Genomic DNA, 22,787 nt, shown 5'->3' with positions numbered 1-22,787 from the left:
TTCGCTACGAAAAAGAAAGAATATTTATATGAAATTTCTATGAAGTTGATTGAATTCCATGCGCTTTTTTAGTATAGTTAAGTTTGTGTAAAAATTATAGAAGAGGAAGTATTCTATGAATAAATGGAAAAACTGGTTATTGGGATCCGGACTTGTCAGTATCCTGCTCTTTTTATCTGGCTGTGTGCGGATGGATTCAAACGGAAACCCTGACACTTCAGGAATCGTTTATCGAGTACTCGTCCATCCTATGGGCCAAGCGATTACATATCTAGTTGAGAATTTCAATTGGTCTTACGGCTGGGCAGTTATTGCAATGACTGTGATCGTTCGTATCATCATCTTGCCACTAGGTATCAGTCAATCGAAAAAAACAATGATCCAATCTGAAAAAATGCAAGCGTTAAAACCACAAGTTGAAGCAGCACAACAAAAGCTAAAAGCTGCAACAACACGTGAAGAACAAATGGCAGCACAAGCAGAAATGCAGCAAGTATATCGCGAAAACGGATTGAGTATGACCGGCGGAATCGGCTGTCTGCCTCTATTGATCCAAATGCCGATCTTCTCTGCCTTGTATTTTACGGCTCGCTACACAGAAGGTATCCGTGAATCATCTTTTTACGGCATCGATCTAGGCTCACCAAGTATGGTGCTTGTTGCCATTGCAGGGGTCGCTTATCTGCTTCAAGGATATATTTCAACAATCGGTATTCCTGAAGAACAGAAAAAGACGATGCGTACGATGCTGATCGTCTCTCCTGCTATGATCGTCTTCATGTCGATCAGTGCGCCAGCCGGTGTTACACTTTACTGGGTAGTCGGTGGTGTGTTCAGCTGTCTGCAAACATTCATCACAAACGTTATGATGAAACCACGTTTGAAAGCACAAGTGGCAGAAGAGTTGAAACAAAACCCGCCAAAACAAGTCGTCACTCCAAGAAAAGACGTGACAGAATCAGCAAAGCCAGCTAATAACAAACAAGCAACAAAACAAATCAAACAACCAAAAAACAGTACAAACAACAAAGGCCGCAACGCAGGAAAGCAACAGAAGCGGAAGTAGATGGATAAACAAATAACCCTCGCCTCTCTATCGATTGACAGAGAGGCGAGGGTTATTTGTTTATCCATCTATAGTAACTATGTCTTTTACTCAATCCCGTCTAAAAATATCTCTTGTATAAACTTTTTCTTTTACTTCAGCTAAAGCTAGCTCCATACGATTTGATACAATTACATCTGACATATTCTTGAACTCGTCAAAATCTTTGATCACCCGTGAATGATAGAATGCTTCTTCATCTAGTGTTGGTTCATAAACTACGACTTCGATCCCTTTTGCTTTGATACGTTTCATTACACCTTGGATAGATGAATACCGAAAGTTGTCAGAATTTGCCTTCATTGTTAAACGATAGATTCCTACAGTTTTAGGTTTTTTCCCTAAAATTTGGTCTGCAATAAAATCTTTTCTTGTGCTATTTGCATCTACAATTGCACTGATGATATTGCTTGGAACATTTTCATAGTTTGCTCTTAACTGCTTTGTATCTTTAGGTAAACAATATCCTCCGTAACCAAATGAGGGATTATTGTAGTGAGAGCCAATTCGAGGATCTAACCCTACACCCTCAATGATTTGTTTTGTGTTCAATCCTCGAGACTCGGCATAAGTATCTAACTCATTAAAATATGCTACGCGTAAAGCAAGATAAGTGTTTGAAAACAATTTGATTGCTTCAGCTTCAGTAGGATGTGTCAAAAGAACTGGCACATCTTTATCTAAAGCGTTCCGTTCAAACATATCCGCTATTTCTTGCCCTCTATCAGAACACTCTCCTACAACAATTCGAGAAGGATGCAAGTTATCATACAATGCCTTCCCTTCTCTTAAAAACTCTGGAGAGAAAATAATGTTCTCTGTTTTAAATTTTGCTTTTAATTCTAATGTATATCCCACAGGAACAGTGGATTTAATAATAAAAGTTGCATCTGGTCGAATGATCAGGGCTTTTTCAATAACATCTTCAACTGTGGAAGTATTAAAGTAATTTTTCTTTTCATCGTAATCTGTTGGTGTAGCGATGATCAAGTAATCACCAAAAAGTACAGCTTCCTCAAAATCTTTAGTAAATTTCACATTTAAATCATCCCGTTCGAGAAACTCGTGAACTTCTTTATCCTCTAAAGGTGATTGTCTGTTTCTTAGCATATCGATCTTTTCCTCAACGATATCATATGCTTTTACTTCTTCTTTTTGACTCATTAAAAGTGCATTTGCTAAACCAACATAACCTAGTCCAAAAACCGAAATTTTCATAAATGTTCACTCCTATTAATAGTAGTTTAGTTATTTACTATTATCATCTAAATTCTATTAGTTAGTTTGAATATGATATACTTTTCTAAAGTACCCATTGAAAAAAGAACTTTATAAACGCTTAGTTTCCAAACACTTATTCCCAGATATTCTTTTAAATAGACTATTTCAGAATATTTAATAATTTTTTGTCGTTTAAAAAAGCTCTTTATATTTTTTTTAACAGTATTCCCACCAAAGTGTGTTACTTGCTGTTTAACTATAATAGCAGCTTTATAGTCCCTTTTTTTAAGTTTAAAAAAAAGATTATTCTCCTCACCATATAAAAAAGTTCTTTCATCAAACAATCCGATACTTTGAAAAACAGAAGCCTTAATCCCAAAAAAACACCCTGAGATTACGTCAACTTCTTTGATATCTGAATTAAAATCTGAATCGTAAAATCTTGAGAGATTCAATTTATTCATAAGAAATGTTGAAAAAGCGAAAGTTTCAGATAATATATGGTAGTATTTTGGAAGCCTCCATGCAAAATTTTTAGCAATTTCCCCACTTTTATTCTTTATCAATCCACTTACAGCAACAAATTTGTTAGTATCTAAACACTCACAAATCTTCCTAATTGTATTCTCATCAACTTCTATATCTGGATTACTTATAATAAAATTATTAACCTCGTAATTTTTTAAAGCATAATTCAATCCAAAGTTATTTCCTGCTGCATACCCTCTATTTTCTTGAGTTGAAAGAACCTCTATTCTATCATTAGACATGCTAGTCAAAAATTCATACGAATTATCAGTAGACTTATTATCGACGATAATAATCTTATCTAAAATTTTGTACTTCTCTATATTCTTTACATATTCTTTGGTCATCAACCAATCATTGTAGTTCAAAATAATCATTATATTCAAGGGAAATCCACCTTATATTTTATATTTAGGGTTTTTTAGTTTTATTGGAATCCCTATGAACCGTTAAGCTCATATTTTTAAAATTTTAGAAATATGAGCTTAAAAATAAAAATTATGGTTTATTATTAAACATACTAATTTGATTAATTTTTTTTGAAACATTTTCCCATGAATATTCTTCATGATATTTTACGGCTTCTTGTCTAACCTTAGAAAAAATTTCTTCATTTGTTAGCAATTGTTGAATTTTATTTGACAATTCTTCAGCTGAGTCAGTTTCTTCCAGTAAATATCCATTTTCTCCATTTTGAATAAAATGTCTCATTTCAAATTTATTCGTACCGATACAAGGCAAGCCAAAGCTTAATGCTTCTATAAAAACTAAACCATACGCTTCAAACTTTGAAGGCATACAAAATATATCGCATATTTCAAAATAGTATTTTAAATCTTCTTGACTTAAATCTCCTAAAAAAATGATATTTGAATCCAATTCATAACCATTTAAATGTTTAGGTCCTGCTATATAAAGTTCTAGTTCATCAAATATATCATTTTTTAATTTTTTAAAGGCTTGGATTAAGACTGGTCCGCCTTTTCTCTCAAAATCACGACCAACGAATAAAATTCTACGTCTATTCTTTTTTCTGACAGTTAGAGGCAAAGGTAAATTAATTCCCCCTCCAACATGAAAAACTTTTTCAGCAGGAATTTGTTCTACGTTAACCAAAAAATCTTCAAGTGTTTTAGACATTGTTAAGATTCCTTTAGCTTTTTCATACCTTTTTTTTTGTATTTGATCTCTTTTTTCTAATTTAGCAATTGGGATATCTTGAAATTTACTATATTTAAAAGCTTCAGGATCATTTTTTCTAACATGAAGTAAAAATCCTACAGATAAGTCTTGATAAATGTAAGAATCTTCAATTTCTGCTAGATCACCAATTTGCAAAATAAATTCCTCTGCTTTATTATCTTTTATTTCTCTATTTATATTTTTGGAGACCTTATTTAAAAAAGGCCAGTTAAAATTCATATTTTTCTCAAATTCTCCATATTTAATAAAAGAATAAGCTCCAAATATAATTTTATTTAACTTTGAACTTTGATGTACTTCGATATTTTTAATTTGGTTAGTTTTTTCTAACGATTCCTTTAAAGAATATGTCGTCCCTGACCAAGTTTTTTTTTTATTTTTATCCCAATTTGCTACAAATATCATAGTTAATAATCATTCCTTTTATTTTTAATACAGAATTATTACAATACTTTGCTTTATGTTTTGAAAAGACTTTATTTATTTTTTAGCATTCAAAAAAATATTTGTACTTTCTTAATTTTAATTCTTCTAAGAATCCTAAGAAATAATTCAACTATTACAAAAAGCACTGTTCAAAAATGAACTTACTTAAGTTTTTATCATTCTTTCGTTTGATGAAAATACTTACCTTAAATTTATTTTGAGTGGCTTATCTTCAAGATAACTATTTTTGAATTATTAATAGTAACGATTTTTTAGGTTAATTATTATACAACAACGTTATTAAATTCTTATACATGAAAAATTTATATAACCATCTATTTTAATTGTTTATTTACATTTTTCCTAGCAATAAAGAGCAGTAAGATAGTACACCAATACCCTGCTGAAAGATAGCCCCCTCTTTGAAATGAAAAGATTGTAAGCATACAGGCTAACCAAAAGTTTGTCTTCCCCATATAAAAGATCAACAAACAAAAAAGAATAAGTGGAATCAGTCCTAATTCTGTTAATAGATATGCAAATATATTAAAAATAGGTGGGGAATTGCCAATACCAATCCCTCCAATATAATCAGAAACATATTGCCAACTACCCACTATCCTAGCCGTTCCAGAACCATCGTTACCATTTATAATTTCATTAAATCTAATAATTATCGTTTGAGTTAACTCTTCTCTGAATATTAAAATTAACACAACAATACCAATAAAAAATAAAATAATTTTTCTATTGAATAATTTCTTAAATGATTTTGATTTTATCATTTGTATTATGGGAAGAATTGCTACAGTTAGTATCGTAGAGAATGAAAACGTAAGTAAGGAACAAAAAATTATAAACCAATTTTTTTTATTACTAATTCTAAAGCCTACCTGATTAAAATATGAAAGAGCTAATGAAACCGTCAACATCATCCCTAAACCTTGAGGCTCATTTGATAATCCACGCAATCTTATAATTGAACTTCCACGATAAGTATAACTTTCAGCATCCTGTCTAGAAAAATACCAGAGAGCCCTATAAGGCAACCCAATTAATTGAGCTACGTATATATAGAGAGAGATAATACACATTAACAATGTATAGTTAATAAATATCTCAATTGCTTTTTTTTGTAAATTAAATTCGGTTACAAAATTATACACATTAAATGTAAAAAGTAAAAAGACAGGTATTTTTATCAAATAAATCAAGGAACTATTTAAATCATAATTAGTAGTAGATATATTTATTCCATAAAATATGTTAGTAATAACAATTGAAATACATAAAATAAAAATAAATATTTGAGAAATTTTAATTTTATGGAAAAATACGCTTGAGCAAATCAATCCCAAGATCAAAAAAATATCTGAGAAAGTTCCTCCAAATGTAGGCGAAAGCATCAAATCATTTAGAAAAAATGAAAGACATAATAAATGTATAGAAAGATGGGCCATAGTTTCAGAAAATTTATTCAGCACGGGTATATCCCTTTTTATGGATTTATCTATGGTCACATTAGGATAATTCACTAGCTCTTACCTCCTTTACTCTTTAAAGTTTTTCGCTCCTTGCAACATATATTTTAATGCTTCTATTCTCTTTACGTTATTACTACTATCGTATCTTCTCAGCCAAAATTGTAAAATAAGGAAAAAAGATAAATTTCCACCAAGAGCTTGGTATAATGCTCCTTTATCTACATAATATTTTTTATTGAATCCCTCAAACCACGAAGACGTGTCATTATAAACATCAGAAATTGTTATAGGGATTGAATAAATTTTTAATTTAGTTTTTAGAGCACTCCATAAAAATAATGTGTCTTCTCCAGAACCGTATTGTGTTCCTCCACCAAATAATAGTGAGAAAGATAGGTTCTTTTTTAGTATGCCATTTCTTTTAAATGTAAAAGTGACAGTTCCATATTTCAGTGAATTATAAAACTTTACTTTTCCTTCTTTTTTTGTAGTTTCTCGGATTTTATTTCCTTGATGAACTCTGACATTAAATATAATCATATCTGCATCTGGATATTTCGAGTAAGCATCATTAATGATTTTTTCATAACCCTCTACAAAAACTTCATCTTCGTCAGCCATTATAACGATATCGTCAGAAGCCCTCATCAAAGCATTATTACGACTGCGTCCTACACCTTTTTCAGACATAGAATAGAATTTCCAAGTTTTGTCATCGAATATTTGTTGTTTATATGAAAAATTTCCTGATACATCTGGAGTTTGATTAATGATAATTGCATTTGTTTGAATATTCATTTTTTTGAATAAAGACATATCTTTATTCATACTTGACACTAGAACTTCCATATGATTAATCTACCTCGTACTTTCTGCTTTTTCCCAAAATGGTTTAGATTTTCCAGTACTCTCTCTATAAGCACCAATTAGTTGAGCTAATATTGTCATTACATAGTAAGAAATAAATTTTAAATATTTATTATTTAAATTTCGAGCAACTAATGCTAGTAGATATATCATTAACTGTACAATAAACAAAAAAACATATATTGAGTTAGAATCGATAAACGCTAAAATCAAGTTTGTTATAAAGACAATTATATGCATTAGATATAGATTATTTCTAAGTGTTCTATGTGAGAAATAAAAAAGAGTAAATAACCCATGCTTAAAAAAATTATATTTACTAAAATCAACAAAATTAATCATTATTATTTTACGAGACATTCGAATTTTTCTCTTAAATTCATCATTATCCGTTTCTCCTGCTTTTTCAAATGCTATTGCTTTTTCATTGTAAATAGCTTTTTTCCCTAAATTAACAAATTTTGGTGGATATATACTGTCATGACTATAAATTGGATTAATTTTTATATAATCATTTTTTCTAACAGCATATATACTCCCATTACCAGCTGTTATAGAAGCTAAATCTGATTCTATTTTACGCATTCTAAGATCAAGATCCCAATAGGTGGACTCTGACTCACTTGTTGAATTTATTTTGTTATTAGTATAAACTAATTTTCCTGCTACATAACCTATTTCTAAGTTTGATAATGATAAAACAAGTTCTTTTACTGATTTTTTTTCTAACATAGAATTAGCATCGGTAAAAACTATGATCTCACCACAGGCTACTTCTACTGCTTCGTCCTGTGCATTTGTTTTTCCTTTTCGTTCTTTAACAACATGTAGTTTAACTATTTTCGGGAATTCAGCTACATATCGTTTGACTATTTCATTCGTTTCATCTGTGCTATTATCAGAAGCGATAATAATTTCTAATTTATCCTTCTCATAGTCTAAACTCATCAAATTCAATATTTTTTTTTCAATAATAGAATCTTCATTATGTGCTGGAACTATTACAGACACACTTGGACGGTAACTCTTAACAAATTTGATTTGCTTTTTATGAATAAATTTATTCAAGAGCTCAAGTAATATAGGATAGCCCACCATTGTATAAATAATTAATATTAAAAATAGATAAAATAAAACTCTCATAGTTCCCTCACTTTATTCTTCATTACCAGTAAACTTTTCATTTGTTACACTGGAATTAGATGTTATTCCATCGTGCTTCAACACCTTTTTTATAGTATGCCAAATTATGTTGATGTCTTTTGTAAAAGAATAATCTTCTATATATAAATAATCGTATTCAAACTTCGCTTTCCAACTAATCGCATTTCTTCCATTGACCTGAGCTAGTCCAGTTAATCCTGGTCTTACGTTGTGTCTTTTCCGTTGCTTCTCACTATATAGTGGCAAATACTCCACTAATAATGGACGAGGTCCTACGATCGACATATCACCTTTCAAAATATTCCAAAGTTCGGGTAGCTCATCCAGACTTGTTGCTCTAAGCATTTTCCCAAATTTAGTTAGTCGAATTTCATCAGGTAAATATTCTCCATTGTGGTCTCTTTCGTCAGTCATTGTACGAAATTTATACATGGAAAAAATTTTTTCACTTTTTCCTGGTCGTTCTTGTTTGAAGATAATTGGAGAACCAAGTTTAATTCTTACTAAAAAACCTACAATTAAGATTATCGGCGATAAAACGATGAGAGCAATGCCTGACAATAGGATATCTAAAATTCTTTTCCCAAAAAGCTGATAGAAAGTTTTTTTACGCATCATTGATCACTCTTTTAATCGTAGATACTACATATTTTAAATCTTCATCTGTCATCTTTGTATCTGATGGTAAACATACTCCTAAGTCAAATAAAGTTTCTGCTACATCATCGCCAATATAATCATAATTTTTGAAAACAGGTTGTAAATGCATAGGTTTCCATACTGGGCGGGCTTCTATGTTATTTTTATCTAACTCATCAATAAGATGATTCGTATTTATCCCCTTTATTGTTATGACGCTTAACCAATAGTTCGGTTCATTCCAATTATTTTCTGGCATGAATTGTATATTTGACAATTTAGACAATTCTTTTTTATAAAAATTATGAATATATCGTTTTTTCTCAATTCTTTCATTTAAAACTTTCAATTGTCCTCGACCGATACCTGCAACGATATTGCTCATTCGATAATTATAGCCAATTTCATTATGTTGATAATGGCGTGCCTTCTCACGAGATTGTGTAGCCCAAAATCTCACTTTTTCCACCTTTTCTTTTTCATTAGACACAAGCATCCCGCCACCTGAAGTTGTGATTATCTTATTTCCATTAAAAGAATAAATTCCATAGTCGCCGAATGTACCAGTATATTTTCCTTTATATGTTGTTCCTAATGATTCTGCAGCATCTTCAATTAGAGTAACATCATATTCTTTGCATATTTTAGTAATTTCGTCTAAGTTAGCTGATAAACCGTACAAATGTACTACTAATACAGCCTTTGTGTTAGGATATTTTTCTAGCGCTGTTCGCAAATGTTCAGGTTTCATGTTCCAAGTTTCGTAATCACTATCAACAAATACAGGTATAGCTCCCTGATAGAGAATTGGATTAGCAGTAGCTGAGAACGTCAAGGACTGACAAATCACTATGTCATCTTTACCGACCCCAGCCGCTTTCAAAGCTAAATGTATAGCTGCTGTTCCAGAAGATAATGCGGCAGCATGACTAGCTCCCACGTATTCTGCTAATTCTTTCTCAAATCCATTCACATTCGCACCTAAAGGAGCCACCCAATTTGTATCAAATGCTTCTTTTACATACTCTTGTTCATATCCTTCCTCACTCATATGAGGAGATGCTAATAATATTCGTTTATTTTCCAACTTAATCCCATCTTTCTATTACTTTGGTAGGTACGCCAACATTTTTAGTATTGTTATTAATATTTTTTATTACTACACTTCCTGCACCTATAATATTCGTATTTCCAATACTTAGATTTTGTATTATTTTAGTACCTACTCCAATTTCATTTTTATCTCCTAATATAACATGTCCTGAAATATTTACACTTGGAAAAACTGAATTATAATTACCGATTTGAGTATCATGTCCGATAGTAGAGCCGATATTGATCATATTGAAATTTCCTAAAACTACGTCAGCAGTGTAAGTCGTATAGGGCATTAAAATATTGCCAATTCCTAACTGAACATTTATGCCTACTAGTGCACTTGGTGCAACTAAATTAGGGAAAATCAATTTATTATTTTTATTTATCTTCTGATATATTTTCTCTTTGATATCTGGCGAAGCAATTCCCAGAAAAATAGCAGTTTCTTCTTCTAATTCTATTAACGAGTCTATTGTTCCTAATATAGGTTTTTCCAATAATTCTTGATTTTGCATTTTTAACGAATCATCGACAAAACCAACCAATTCATATCTAGAGACACTTTGTAATAGAAAAGCAATCTCTTTGCCAAATCCACCAGCTCCTACAATAATTGCTTTCACTTTACTCCCCCTACTTATTCGAAGCATTTGCAAAAGTGACGATATCTTTAGCCAATTGTTCATCGTCTTGCGGCAGGCTCTTGACAAAATCCATCACTTTTTGTATTGAGTAACCTTTGATGTTTCCTACAAAGATTTTCTCATAAACTGCTTCATCATTTCTTTCCTTATCCAACAGTAGTTCTTCATATAGTTTTTCCCCTGGACGGATACCTGTTTCAATGATTTCGATTTCGTCTTCGCTATACCCGCTCAATCGGATCATGTTTTTGGCTAGGTCTACAATCTTCACTGGTTCACTCATATCTAGAATAAAAATTTCGCCACCTTTTGCTAATGCGCCAGATTGAATAACTAAACGACTCGCTTCAGGAATCGTCATGAAGTATCGGGTCATACGAAAGTCTGTTACAGTGATTGGACCACCTTGAGCAATTTGTTCTCTGAATACTGGAATCACACTACCGCGAGAACCAAGGACATTCCCAAATCTGACAGCTGAGAATTTCGTACAGCCTTCTTCATTCAATCCAGTCACGATCATTTCAGCGATTCGTTTTGTTGAACCCATGACGTTTGGAGGATTGTTAGCTTTATCTGTCGATACCATGACGAAGTTTTTCACTTTTGCTGCTTTAGCTGCTTCTGCTACATTTTTTGTACCGAAAATATTGTTTTTGACTGCTTCTTTTGGATTATATTCCATCAGTGGTACATGTTTATGAGCAGCTGCATGGTAGACGATATCTGGATGATATTGTTCCATGATCTCATTGATTTTCTCGCGATCTTGGATATCTGCGATGATCGGTACGATTTCTGTAGGACAATTTTGATGATGCGTGCGTAACTCACGGTCAATCAAGTAGATCGAGTTCTCCCCATGTCCTAAAAGCAATAGCTTTGCAGGATTGAATTGAATGATTTGCCGACAGATTTCTGAACCGATCGATCCTCCTGCGCCGGTGACAAGAATGACTTTGTCTGTGATCTGATCTTTGATGGATTCAATATCCAGCTCTACCTCATCTCTTCCCAGTAAATCCACTACGTCAATTGTTTTTAATTTTGATACGCTAATTTTTCCTGAAGCAAGTTCTTCTATAGAAGGCATCGTGTTGACTTTCACACGAGCGGATTCGACTAACTCGAAGATTCTTCGTAATTTTTTTCTTGATAAGGAAGGGATAGCGATCGTTACCATTTGAATGTCATATTTTTCAATCAATTCCGGAATATCTTTTAATGCACCTAATACTTTTTTTCCTGAAAGATACGTATTTCTTTTATTCGGATCATCATCTACAAACCCGACAACGTGGATATCTTGAGCCGTTTTGGATCCAAGAAAGCTGTTGTATAAAATACGCCCGCCTTCGCCAGCACCAACGATCAATGTATTTTTAGCAGAATCTGCTGATACGTATCTCATATTTTTTGTTTCGATGTAGATACGCCAGATCAATCGGCTACCGATGATCAATAAGAGCGAAAGCAGATAAGCAAAGATAACTAACCGTAAACTGTATTGCCGATTAATAAACAGCAGTATGAGGATACTTGAGGCAGCACTTGCAGATAGTGAACTAAAAATTGCAATGATCTCTCTTAAATTTGTATAGCGATTGATCCGAGTGAAAACTTTGAATAAACTACCATAAAATAAATAAAAACCAATCGACAAACCGATAGAGATTAAAATAAGGTCCATTGGTATAGCTACAAACGGCTTCATGAATTTAGCTGCTGCAATATTTGCAGCGATCAATAACAAACTGTCCACAACAACCAATGTGGCAATTTTTCTTCTTCTTGTTAATACAAACACCTTACACTCCCCCTAAAATAAACCAAACTTCTTCTTTTTTACCTCTTCATAGATTGGATAACTGATCTCATCCCCGTTGATCAGATCCTTTGCGACTTGTTTCATCTGTACTACTTTTTCCTTACCAAAGTCCTTGGCAATCTGTTCATAGCACTCTTTTAAGTAAAAGGTGCGCTTAGAGACCCCATGGGCATCAGAAGCAGCCATCTGCACGAGATTATGTTTGACCATTGTTTTGGCTGTTTTCTGGATGTCTTTGCCAAATACACCAACATAACTTGGCGCAGTAAGTTGGGCCAAACATCCCATATCTAGGAACGGAAGCAAATGATTTGGGTCTTCTCGAAAATGCGCGTTGCGTTCTGGATGGACGATCACTGGTGTCTTTCCTAGTTCTAACAACTCAAAAAAAAGCCGTTCTGCATATAGCGGCACTTCCAGTGTCGGAAATTCGATCAGAAGATATGTATCATCTAAATCTGTAAATAAAATTTCATCTCGATGGATGTCTTCGATGAGCGTTCCGGTAATACGTACTTCTTGTCCTTCCAATAACGTCAAAGGCAACTGTCTTTTATCTAATTCGGCTTGTAACGAAGCGACTAGAGAAATGACTTGTGATTTTTCATTGCTGTATTTTCCATTATTGTGGTGTGGTGTGCATAAAATATGCGTGATGCCTTGCTGAATCGCTTTTTCAGCCATTGCAATACTTGCTTCTAAGTTTTCTGCCCCGTCATCGATTCCTGGTAGGATATGGCAATGTAGATCGATCATTTCTCTTGTCTCCTCTCTTCTTATTCCTTAATTTCCGTAGTAATAACCAGCATCTTTGCTATGTTCTGCTCCGTTGTATACAACACCTAAGACTCGTGCTTGTACCATCTCCAGCAGTTCTTTTGCTTTATTCAATGATTCTTTACGTGACGTATTTTCACGTACAACCAATAAGGTGCCATCCGTTTTTGAAGACATGATCTGTGCATCTGTTACGGCTACTACTGGTGGCATATCGAATATCACCACGTCAAATAACTGTCTTGCTTCGGCTAGAACCTGATCCATTCTTGGCGAGCTTAACAATTCTGATGGGTTGGGTGGCTTAGGTCCACTAGGCAAAATCGACAAGTTCTCGACTGGCGTTCGTTGAATCACATCTGCTACACTTCCTGATGAACTAAGTGCTGTACTTAATCCCCTGGCATTGTTCAGCTGGAATGTCTTATAGACGACGGGTTTACGTAAATCTGCATCGACTAGTAGAACTCGTTGACCGGATTTAGCAAAAACGACTGCAATGTTTGCTGCAGTGGTGGATTTTCCTTCTCCAGGACCTGATGAAGTCACGACAATCGTTTTGATTTGCTGACCAGCTGCGGAGGCAAACTGGATATTCGTCCGGATCGTACGATATTGTTCGGCGATTGGTGAAGATGGGTTTGTTAATGTGATCAAACTGACTGCATGAGTTTGTGCTGCTTTTTGTTTCTGTGTTCGTGCCATTTTTCTTCCTCCTAGACTCTTGAGCGGCTTCTGCGTGATGGGGCTGTTTTATCGTTTGTAGCTTTTGGTCGTGCAGGAGCTGATCCTTTTTTACGGATACCAGCGTTCAATTCTTTCGCTGACATTTCTGGAACTGTTCCTAAGATTGGGAATCCTAATGTATCCGTCACATATTTTTCATCTTTCACTGTCCGATCAAGTAATTCGAATAAGAATGCCAGACCTACGCCTACCATCATTCCTAATACTAAGCCAATCACTAGATTCAATTTATTATTTGGCGAAACAGGTGTCGTATTGGCAACTGCACCTGAAATAATCGAGATTTTATCGACATTCATCACGTCTTTTGCGTTCTCTTGGAAAACTTGTGAAGTTGTGTTAGCGATCTGTTGAGCAGTCACTGCATTCGTGCTTATTGCCTGGATCGAGAACATTTGTGAATTTTGTGACTGATTGACGGAGATCGCATCTTTGATTTGTCCAGCAGTCATTTTCACATTGTCTTCTGTTTCTAAACGATCTTTGACTTCATTTAGTACTAAATCACTGACGATCATATCTTTATACGTATTGATCATTTGCAGGTTCGTATTGACATCATTGACATTTGCTGTGTCTGATTGTGGCAGTGTCACGATCAATTGTGCTTGTGAACTGTATTTTGGTGTCAAGATGAAAAATGTTACGATTCCTGAGATGGCCAAGCCAGCAAACATTGAGATGATGATTGTTACCAAGTGTTTGCGTAATGTTTCAAAAATTTCTTTCAAGCTGATTGTCTCTTCCATTTTTTCTCCACTTTCCTATTTATTCTCTAGATTCATTTGATCTTTTAATTCTTTTTTCACACGATCAAGTTCTTGATCACTGACTTTTTGATAGGAGATATTATCTTGCATGAAGCCTTCTCCTTGCAGCTGATCTTGCTTGATCGTACCAAATGCCTCCCGATAATCTAAAGCAATTTTTTTCATTTCATCAAAGCTCATGTCTGTTTTCATATTCGACTCTAGAGCATTCAAAACGGATTGATAGTTGCTGACACCATTTAGACTCAATACTTTTTTTGCTACGCCTTCTACGATCTTTCTTTGACGCTCTTGTCTACCATAGTCACCATTTGGATCTTCATAACGCATACGAGAATAAGATAATGCCTGATCCCCGTTCAATGTGATTTTACCGATTGTAAAGTCATAGCCATCTTGTGAGAAAGTGAGGTCATTATTGACTTCGATACCACCAACTGCATCAACAAGTTCCTTTAGCCCTTTCATATTGATAGAGACATAGTGATCGATTGGGATGTCTACATATTTTTGTACGGTATCCATCGCCATGGCAGCTCCGCCGAATGCGTAAGCGTGGTTGATCTTGTCTTTTGTGTCACGACCTACGATGTCGACATACGTATCACGAGGAATGCTGACGATCGTTGTCTGTTTGTCTTCAGGACTGACTGTGGCAACCATCATCGTATCTGATCTTCCTTGATCGACCCGACCTAAATCTCCAGTATCAATCCCCATCAATAGAACAGAGAAAGATTCTTGTTTGTCCAGATCAACTGGTTTCGTTCGTTCTCCTTGGGTTCGTTCCACTGATTCGTAAGTTTTCTCAATAGAATGTGAGAGATCCAGATATAATTTTGCTCCTACTCCTACAATTGCTAATACTAATACGATAAGAACTGCTAAAATAATCAGAAATATTTTTTTCCCTCTTGATTTTCTTCTTCGTCTTGCCATAGTTTCCTCCGTTTGCTAACCTTGCTTGAATCAACGTTTTAACTGTCAATAGCTTATATTGCTATAGCCCATTTGCTGAGCAAAAGTTTGTGCTTTTGTTGCGTATGCTGCGCGTATTTTTTCATTCCGGATCTGCTCTATTTGACTGAGCACCGTCAAATATTGATCGTAAGTAGCGGTGGCAGTCACTTGACCATCCTTCAACATCGTATCGAATAACTGATCTAGTTGCGTGACTTGCGCGATCTGAGTATCAGCGAATCCTAGATATTGCATAACAACCGTTTTCCAAGGACTATCTTTAAAAAAGCTCATATTTTCACGTACACGAGCAATATCTGCACTTGTCACCTTTTCTTTGATGACGACATCGTCTACAGCTTGCTGCCAGTTTGATACATTTTTAGTAAATAAATCGTTGACAGCTGTCTGGATCTTCAGTTTTGATTCTGCACTATCTAACTGTGTCACGATTGCTTTCTTCTCATCTTGGATTGCAACAGCTTCTTTAGGCAATTCTGATTCTTTGATGTCGTAATCATCTGCTGAAAGTTTGACAGAGGATAGCTTATTGGACAAACTTGTGATTGTTTCTTCTGTTATTTCAGGGTTTAGAAAAATTTTTTCTTTTGTACTATACAGCTTGTCTACTTCTTTTGATAAAGAAGTCAAGGTGTCTTTTTGATTGGTGATGGCAGATTCTGCATAATTGATCCGTTGCTGATGTTGCCGCTGATTATTGATGTGGTATCCAAACAAACAGATCGCAATAGCACCTGCACCTACCGCCACAGCAGTCAATGACTTGACGAATGGCTTTTCCATAGATTCACTCCTAAGTATTGATGATAGATAAATTAAGATATAATTCACTTACATAAAAATGACAGCTTTTTATTTTAAAAAACATAATTAAACTAATATATTCACAGAAATATTTGTAAACAAGTTTTCCCTATATAATCATACCACAAACTGTTTTCTTGACTAGGGCAATTTACGATTTAAAAATAAATAAAACATTAATAAGATAACAATTAATCGATTTCATTTTTATTTCCTTAATTTTCATAGGTTTTTTTAAAAGTTACACAAAAAATAAAATAACAAAAAAAATTAACATTGAATTAATAATAGTTATTTATATTTATAACAAATAAACCAGAGAAATAGCCTATTTTGCGCCTGTTCTCTGGTTTATTTACATATTAGAAATTATTTTGTAATGATTTGATCTAAACTTGCTAGTGACAAAGCCATGGCAGCAATTTGACTTAATTGCGTTAATCGGTTCTTACGTACTGCTGGTTCTTCTGCCATGACCATCGTCTGATCAAAATAATTTTCGATCAGTGGGCGAAGGCTTACAAGCTGATCATAATTTTCGTTGATCGTTTGGTCAGCAAAGCTTGTTTTCATTGCCTCTACTGCTTTGTGCAGTTCTTTCTCCGCTTCGTTTTCGAACAGTTCAGGGTCTACTTCTGATTGTTTTTCAAGCTCCGCTTTTTTCGCTAAGTTCACGACACGTGTCAAAGCTTCCATCGATGGTTTGAAGTCTTCATCTGCAAGATGCTGCTTGAACAATTGTGCTGCTGCAAATACTTTTGTCAGATCTTTTTGTTCTGCATTCAAAACAGCTTCGATGACATCATGACGAATATTCTTCGTTGTCAATAATTGGCGCAGACGGCCTTTGATAAAGTCGATCACCTGTTGTTGTCCCGCTGACAAGCCAATGCCAAAACGATCCGTATCTTTACTGATAACTTCACTAATCGTTTCTTGCAGAACAGACAAAGGAAAGACCCATTTTTTCGATTCGATGATTCGAACGACACCATATGCTTGACGGCGCAGAGCATATGGATCGTTTGAGCCACTTGGGATCATCCCAACTGCAAAGAAAGAAAAGATACTATCTAATTTATCAGCAATCGCTAAAACAGAACCTACTGTAGTCTCAGGTAAATCTCCTTCACTGGATATAGGCATGTAATGTTCACGGATCGCTGTTGCTACGGCTGGTTTCTCGCCTTTAAGCAGAGCATATTTTTCTCCCATGATCCCTTGTAGTTCAGGGAATTCTCCTACCATGTTGGTTACTAGATCAAATTTATAGATTTCAGCAGCGCGTTGCAGATCCATCAATTCTTCCTCAGATAGTCCTACTTGTTCGCCTATGATGCGAGCGATGACTTGTACCCGTTGCATTTTCTCATAGATGCTACCGATTTTTTCATGGAAAGTAACAGTTTTTAATTTTTCAACGTATTGGTCGATTGAAGCTTTCTTGTCTTCATTATAAAAGAATTCCGCATCTTCTAAACGAGCAGTCAATACTTTTTGATTGCCTCGTACCACATTTTCCAATTTTACCCGATCGCCATTACGAGCAGAAATAAAATGAGGAAGCAACATACCTTGATCGTTCCGTACTTCGAAATAACGTTGATGTTCTTTCATAGAAGTGACTAGTACTTCTTCAGGAACAGATAGATATTTTTCTTCGAAGTCGCCAGAAAAGACAGTTGGATATTCGACTAGATTGTTGACTTCTTCTAGTAAATCTTCATCTAGATCAATGATCCAGTGATTTTTTTCTGCTAATTCGTTTGCTTGTGTGATGATCATTTCTTTTCTTTTTTGCGGTGAAGCAATAACAAATTGTTCATTTAATTTTTCTTCGTATTCTTTTGCATGCGCAAATGTCACATCTTCGCCTAAGAAACGATGACCTCGAGAGGCTTTGCCTGTTTTGACATCCAAGATTTCGAATGGGATTACTTCGTCATCTAACAATGCCACGATCCAGTGAATAGGGCGGATATATTCAAAATCGTATTCTGCCCAATGCATCGTTACTGGGAAAGTGAGGCTTTTAATGACATCTGCTAAACCTGTCAATACTTCTTTTGCTTCTTTGCCGTGAGTGTATTTCGTTACATAGACATATTCCACGCCTTTTAATTCTCTAAAAGTGATAGCATCTGTCGTCAGACCTTGTCCGCGGACAAATCCTTCAGCTGCTTTCGTCCAGTTTCCATCTGCGTCCAAAGCAATTTTTTTGGCTGGTCCTTTGACTTCTTCTTCACTGTCTGCTTGACGTTCTGGAATGTTTGTTACTTTGATTGCTAAGCGGCGCGGTGTAGAAAACGTTTCGATCGTATCATAAGTCAATTGGTTTTCATCTAAAAATTTTGCTGTTTTTTCTTCTAATTGTTTCATGCTTGGTGTGACTACATGAGCAGGCATTTCTTCCAGCCCGATTTCAAGTAATAAGTCTTTTGCCATCTTATTCAGCCTCCTTCACGTTTTCTGGATTTGCTGTGTTTTTATTCAATAAAGGGAATCCTAATTTTTCGCGTTCTGCCACAAAGATTTTGGCTACAGCACGAGCCATGTTGCGGATACGGGAAAGATAACCTGCTCGTTCTGTTACAGATACTGCACCGCGAGCATCTAATAAATTGAATGTATGGCTGCATTTCAAAATATAATCATACGCTGGATGAACAAGATTTTCATCGATACAGCGTTTAGCTTCTTTTTCAAAACGGTCAAAATTGCTTAGTAGTAAGTCTTGGTCGCTTACTTCAAAAGAATATTTGGAATGTTCATATTCTGGTTGTTTGAAGATCTCGCCATATTTCACGCCATCAGCCCATTCTAAGTCATAGACACTTTCAACTTCTTGAATATATGAAGCAAGACGTTCTAGTCCATAAGTGATCTCAGAAGTAACTGGTTTACAAGGTAGTCCTCCGACTTGCTGGAAGTACGTGAATTGTGTGATCTCCATCCCATCAAGCCATACTTCCCAGCCCACACCGGCACAACCCATCGATGGGTTCTCCCAGTTGTCTTCAACAAAACGAATATCGTGTTCTAATGGATCAATTCCTAAAAGACGCAAGCTTTCTAAATAAAGCTCTTGGATATTTTCAGGTGAAGGTTTCATTACGACTTGAAATTGATGATGCTGATACAAACGGTTTGGGTTTTCTCCATAACGCCCGTCAGCTGGTCGGCGGGATGGCTCTACATAAGCAGCATTCCATGGTTCCGGTCCGATTGCCCGTAAGAATGTATATGGGCTCATCGTACCTGCTCCTTTTTCTGTATCATAAGCTTGCATTAGCATGCAGCCGTTTGATGACCAAAATTTTTGTAATGTTAAAATCATATCTTGGACGGTCAATTTTTTACTCATCTGTTTTGCCCCTTTCAATTTTTAAGCGTTGCTGTCAATAAGAATACAGGAAAGAAAACGACAAAAAGTCCCTATGTCTGATTACAGACATAGGGACGAATAATTTCGCGGTTCCACCCTACTTCCGAATAAAGATTCGGCAGCTTCATTTATCGTACTCGCAAGTGCCTCTTCAAAAATCGTTTGGGTCCGGCTTCCACTCTCCCGAACTCGCTAAACCACGTGTTTTTTACTGATCTTGGTCAATGTACGTATTCATTTTGCAGTTTTCTTGTTTGTATAATAGATCCTCTCAGTGAACGATCTATTTAATCTACGGTTAATAATAGACGGAAGTCCCTGTATTTGTCAAATAGTTTTGATTTTTTTGTTGTATCTTTCATTTATTCTTCTTTTTCAGGTATCTCTTTTTCAGGTATCTCTTTTTCAGGCATATTTTTCTCTGGCGTCTTTAATACGTGTGCCCAAGACTTCATTTGATCAATGAACTTTTTGCTTTTTAGATGAATACCGACATATTCATCATACAACTGGTCAATGAGGTCACGGATTGCCTGCTTCGTTTCTTCTTTCAAGTGGATTCCACTGATCTTATCATAAGAAATAGCCGAAAACATTCGGACGAAATAAACAGCGCGAGGATCTGCATGATAACGGTGTTCGTCCATTGGCCAGTGTTTCTCGCATATCACACCGCCATATTTGGAAGAATAGTCAAATTTTCCTTTTGTTTCCCCGCATACGACACAGTGCGTCCAAATTGGCGCGATTCCGAAGCGTTGCAGTATTTGAACTTCAAAGATATTCGTGATGATTTCTGCATCATCTCCTTGATCCATCCGCTGCAGAGCTTGTTGCGTAAATTGGAATAAATGCGGGTCATATTGATGATCTTCGATTGCTGCATCTACTAGATTTAGCAAATACGTACCATAACCGCTCAAAAAGATATCTTCTTGGATGTTCCGAAACGCATGGACGTCTTTGACACTGCTTAAAAACGACAAACCTTCACTTCGAAAATTACCGATATAGACTGCTTCGGTAAAGGGGAGCAAAGCCGGAGCTAATGGCTGATTTTGCCGATGGATTCCTTTGATATAAAACATCATTTTGCCAGAAGATTCCGTAAAGATTTTGACTAATTTATCTTTTTCTTTGTAATTACGGCTAGATAAAATCAAGCCTTTCGATTCTGCAAGCTGGCTCATATTCTCCCTCCTAAAAAATAAATCTGGAAAAGCAGATTCTGCCGATCCAGATTATTTATGTTTCGATCTTCCGCCGTTTTTCTCAACGTGCGGATTTTTATCCAGTTTATTTCTATACTTAACCTATAAGAAGTTCAGAATATCAGTATTCATCTTTTCGGTAGCCGAAGTCTTGCAGATAGACTTTTTTGTCTCGCCAGTCTTTTTGGACTTTGACCCAAAGTTCTAGAAATACTTTGTCTCCTAAAAGATTTTCGATATCCTTTCTTGCTTTCGTTCCTACTTGCTTCAGCATTTTTCCGCCTTTGCCGATAATGATTCCTTTTTGGCTATCTCTTTCGACGATGATCGTGGCCTGGATATGGATTTTATCATTCTCGTTTCGCTTCATCGAATCAACAACGACTGCGACAGAATGAGGCACTTCGTCTCGTGTTAAAAACAAGACTTTCTCACGGATCAACTCAGAAACGATGAAGTATTCAGGATGATCAGTCACTTGATCATCTGGAAAATATTGTGGGCCCTCTGGCATTTCACTGACTAATACATCCATTAAGCGTTCGACATTGTTTCCTTCTGTAGCAGAGATCGGAATCACTTGTGCAAAAGGCATCTGCGTCGAATAATCTTCGATGATTCCCAGCAACTCGTCTGGATGGATCTTATCGATTTTATTGATAATCAGATAAACAGGAGAATGCACGTTTTTTAGACGTTCAATAATAAAATCGTCTCCCCGGCCGCGTTTTTGATCAGCACTGATCATAAATAAGACTGCATCCACTTCTTTCAACGCACTGTAAGCTGCTTCTACCATAAAATCTCCTAGACGATGCTTTGGTTTATGGATTCCTGGTGTATCGATAAAAATCAGCTGAGCTTCTGGTGTAGTATATACTCCTTGGATTTTATTTCTAGTTGTCTGTGCCTTGTCACTCATAATGGCAATTTTTTGACCCACGATTCGGTTCAATAATGTGGATTTTCCTACATTCGGGCGGCCGACGATTGCGACAAACCCTGATTTATGTTCTGGCATATACGTTCTCCTTTTTAATTAAACAACAAATGATATATTTTAGGGACAAATAAAATCAACCCAATGATGACAGCAAAACAAGCGGTCACTAAAACTGCTCCAGCTGCCATATCTTTGATTTTTTTCCCAATCGGATGAAAATGAAAATCCGTAAACATGTCCACTACATTTTCAAAAACAGTATTGATGATCTCTACTATCCAAACGAGAAAAACAGCTAAAAGCAGCCATAACCACTCTATCCGATCAAGCTGGAAAATCACGCCCATAAATAAAGCAAGGATACCGAACGCAACATGTTTCCTCATATTGCGTTCTTCCTCAAAAACGGTTTTGACTCCTTGGACAGCAAATTCCACAGACATCAGGAAATGTTTGTTTTTCTCTACGTTTTTATCTTTTGAGTCCATAGGCATCCAAGATCTCTTTCTGTAAACCAAACATTTCTTTCTCATCTTCTGGTGTCATATGGTCATACCCGTTGATATGCAAGAATCCATGTACCGCTAAAAAGCCAAGTTCCCGATCATATGAATGGCCGTAAGCTTCTGCTTGTTCAGCAGCACGTTCAATAGAGATCATGATGTCTCCTAGTACACGAGGCAATGGATTCTCTCCATCTTCAAAAATCACTGGGATTTCGTCTTCGCCTTCTTCTTCCAGAGCAAAACTGATGACGTCTGTCGGTGCATCTTTTCCACGGTAATCACGATTGATTACTTGGATTGTCGCATTGTCCATGAAAGTAACAGACATTTCTGTTTCCTCTGGCAGCTTTAAATAAGATGCTGCAAATTGCAGCAAGTCATCGATTTCTTTCATTTTCTCTTCTGAGACTTGGTTTGTTTCATCCATAAAGGTAATATCCATTATACATCGCTTCT

The 22,787-nt window shown here is 35.5% G+C and carries 22 protein-coding genes; 1 reads left to right on the top strand and 21 read right to left on the bottom strand.

Annotated features, from left to right (window positions below):
* Nucleotides 1-115: 115 nt before the first annotated feature.
* Nucleotides 116-1,066 carry a membrane protein insertase YidC gene (yidC, locus tag OS139_RS03710; protein ID WP_002302193.1) on the top strand — a complete coding sequence of 317 codons (951 nt, stop codon included), beginning with the start codon at nt 116-118 and terminating at the stop codon, nt 1,064-1,066.
* 90 nt (nt 1,067-1,156) lie between these two features.
* On the opposite strand, the gene OS139_RS03705 is transcribed toward yidC, so the two are convergent.
* From OS139_RS03705 to ybeY, 21 genes are all read right to left on the bottom strand, one after another.
* On the bottom strand, nt 1,157-2,323 hold the full coding sequence (locus tag OS139_RS03705; RefSeq protein ID WP_002331535.1) for a nucleotide sugar dehydrogenase: 1,167 nt from the start codon (nt 2,321-2,323) through the stop codon (nt 1,157-1,159).
* Between the two features lie 47 nt (nt 2,324-2,370).
* Nucleotides 2,371-3,231 (bottom strand): glycosyltransferase family 2 protein, encoded by an 861-nt coding sequence (locus OS139_RS03700; RefSeq protein ID WP_325066822.1) that lies wholly within the window; start codon nt 3,229-3,231, stop codon nt 2,371-2,373.
* A 121-nt stretch (nt 3,232-3,352) separates the two neighbouring features.
* Nucleotides 3,353-4,462, bottom strand: a complete 1,110-nt coding sequence (locus OS139_RS03695) for a glycosyltransferase family 4 protein (protein WP_002331537.1) — start codon at nt 4,460-4,462, stop codon at nt 3,353-3,355.
* 356 nt (nt 4,463-4,818) lie between these two features.
* The gene (locus OS139_RS03690) at nt 4,819-6,018 is read right to left on the bottom strand and encodes a hypothetical protein (RefSeq protein WP_002331538.1); all 1,200 of its coding nucleotides are present in this window, start codon (nt 6,016-6,018) and stop codon (nt 4,819-4,821) included.
* A 15-nt stretch (nt 6,019-6,033) separates the two neighbouring features.
* Nucleotides 6,034-6,795, bottom strand: a complete 762-nt coding sequence (locus OS139_RS03685; protein WP_230198356.1) for a hypothetical protein — start codon at nt 6,793-6,795, stop codon at nt 6,034-6,036.
* A 30-nt stretch (nt 6,796-6,825) separates the two neighbouring features.
* Complete coding sequence (locus tag OS139_RS03680) at nt 6,826-7,977, bottom strand: glycosyltransferase (RefSeq protein ID WP_002331540.1); 1,152 nt, start codon at nt 7,975-7,977, stop codon at nt 6,826-6,828.
* Nucleotides 7,978-7,989: 12 nt separating this feature from the next.
* Nucleotides 7,990-8,616 (bottom strand): sugar transferase, encoded by a 627-nt coding sequence (locus OS139_RS03675; RefSeq protein WP_002331541.1) that lies wholly within the window; start codon nt 8,614-8,616, stop codon nt 7,990-7,992.
* Nucleotides 8,606-9,724: a DegT/DnrJ/EryC1/StrS family aminotransferase gene (locus OS139_RS03670; protein WP_002331542.1), complete on the bottom strand. Its 1,119-nt coding sequence runs from the start codon at nt 9,722-9,724 to the stop codon at nt 8,606-8,608. The genes OS139_RS03675 and OS139_RS03670 overlap by 11 nt, the downstream gene beginning before the upstream one ends.
* 1 nt (nt 9,725) lies before the next feature.
* A complete protein-coding gene (locus OS139_RS03665) occupies nt 9,726-10,358 on the bottom strand; it encodes an acetyltransferase (RefSeq protein WP_002331543.1) in 633 nt (210 codons plus the stop codon).
* A gap of 10 nt (nt 10,359-10,368) precedes the next feature.
* Nucleotides 10,369-12,186 carry a polysaccharide biosynthesis protein gene (locus OS139_RS03660; protein WP_002331544.1) on the bottom strand — a complete coding sequence of 606 codons (1,818 nt, stop codon included), beginning with the start codon at nt 12,184-12,186 and terminating at the stop codon, nt 10,369-10,371.
* A 12-nt stretch (nt 12,187-12,198) separates the two neighbouring features.
* Entirely contained in the window at nt 12,199-12,963 is a 765-nt protein-coding gene (locus OS139_RS03655) for a tyrosine-protein phosphatase (RefSeq protein ID WP_002331545.1), read from the bottom strand.
* A 27-nt stretch (nt 12,964-12,990) separates the two neighbouring features.
* On the bottom strand, nt 12,991-13,689 hold the full coding sequence (locus OS139_RS03650) for a CpsD/CapB family tyrosine-protein kinase (protein ID WP_002331546.1): 699 nt from the start codon (nt 13,687-13,689) through the stop codon (nt 12,991-12,993).
* A gap of 11 nt (nt 13,690-13,700) precedes the next feature.
* Nucleotides 13,701-14,480, bottom strand: coding sequence for a YveK family protein (locus OS139_RS03645; protein WP_002327773.1), 780 nt, complete (start codon nt 14,478-14,480; stop codon nt 13,701-13,703).
* A 15-nt stretch (nt 14,481-14,495) separates the two neighbouring features.
* Nucleotides 14,496-15,440, bottom strand: coding sequence for an LCP family glycopolymer transferase (locus OS139_RS03640; RefSeq protein WP_002294932.1), 945 nt, complete (start codon nt 15,438-15,440; stop codon nt 14,496-14,498).
* 45 nt (nt 15,441-15,485) lie between these two features.
* A complete protein-coding gene (locus tag OS139_RS03635; protein WP_002331547.1) occupies nt 15,486-16,265 on the bottom strand; it encodes a hypothetical protein in 780 nt (259 codons plus the stop codon).
* A 390-nt stretch (nt 16,266-16,655) separates the two neighbouring features.
* Nucleotides 16,656-18,731 carry a glycine--tRNA ligase subunit beta gene (glyS, locus tag OS139_RS03630; RefSeq protein WP_002331548.1) on the bottom strand — a complete coding sequence of 692 codons (2,076 nt, stop codon included), beginning with the start codon at nt 18,729-18,731 and terminating at the stop codon, nt 16,656-16,658.
* A gap of 1 nt (nt 18,732) precedes the next feature.
* Nucleotides 18,733-19,650, bottom strand: coding sequence for a glycine--tRNA ligase subunit alpha (gene glyQ / locus OS139_RS03625; protein ID WP_002291706.1), 918 nt, complete (start codon nt 19,648-19,650; stop codon nt 18,733-18,735).
* Nucleotides 19,651-20,033: 383 nt separating this feature from the next.
* A complete protein-coding gene (recO, locus tag OS139_RS03620) occupies nt 20,034-20,861 on the bottom strand; it encodes a DNA repair protein RecO (protein WP_002331549.1) in 828 nt (275 codons plus the stop codon).
* A gap of 142 nt (nt 20,862-21,003) precedes the next feature.
* The gene (era, locus tag OS139_RS03615; protein ID WP_002288753.1) at nt 21,004-21,903 is read right to left on the bottom strand and encodes a GTPase Era; all 900 of its coding nucleotides are present in this window, start codon (nt 21,901-21,903) and stop codon (nt 21,004-21,006) included.
* A gap of 14 nt (nt 21,904-21,917) precedes the next feature.
* Nucleotides 21,918-22,313 carry a diacylglycerol kinase family protein gene (locus OS139_RS03610; protein WP_002301250.1) on the bottom strand — a complete coding sequence of 132 codons (396 nt, stop codon included), beginning with the start codon at nt 22,311-22,313 and terminating at the stop codon, nt 21,918-21,920.
* A complete protein-coding gene (gene ybeY, locus OS139_RS03605) occupies nt 22,297-22,773 on the bottom strand; it encodes an rRNA maturation RNase YbeY (protein WP_002306229.1) in 477 nt (158 codons plus the stop codon). Before ybeY ends, OS139_RS03610 begins: the two co-directional genes overlap by 17 nt.
* Nucleotides 22,774-22,787: the final 14 nt, after the last annotated feature.

Origin of the sequence: Enterococcus sp. E4-223, assembly GCF_035727065.1 — a bacterium.
Taxonomy (GTDB): domain Bacteria; phylum Bacillota; class Bacilli; order Lactobacillales; family Enterococcaceae; genus Enterococcus_B; species Enterococcus_B faecium.
The sequence above is the reverse complement of the archived record's forward strand: the minus strand, read 5'-3'. Positions and strand labels throughout refer to the sequence as shown.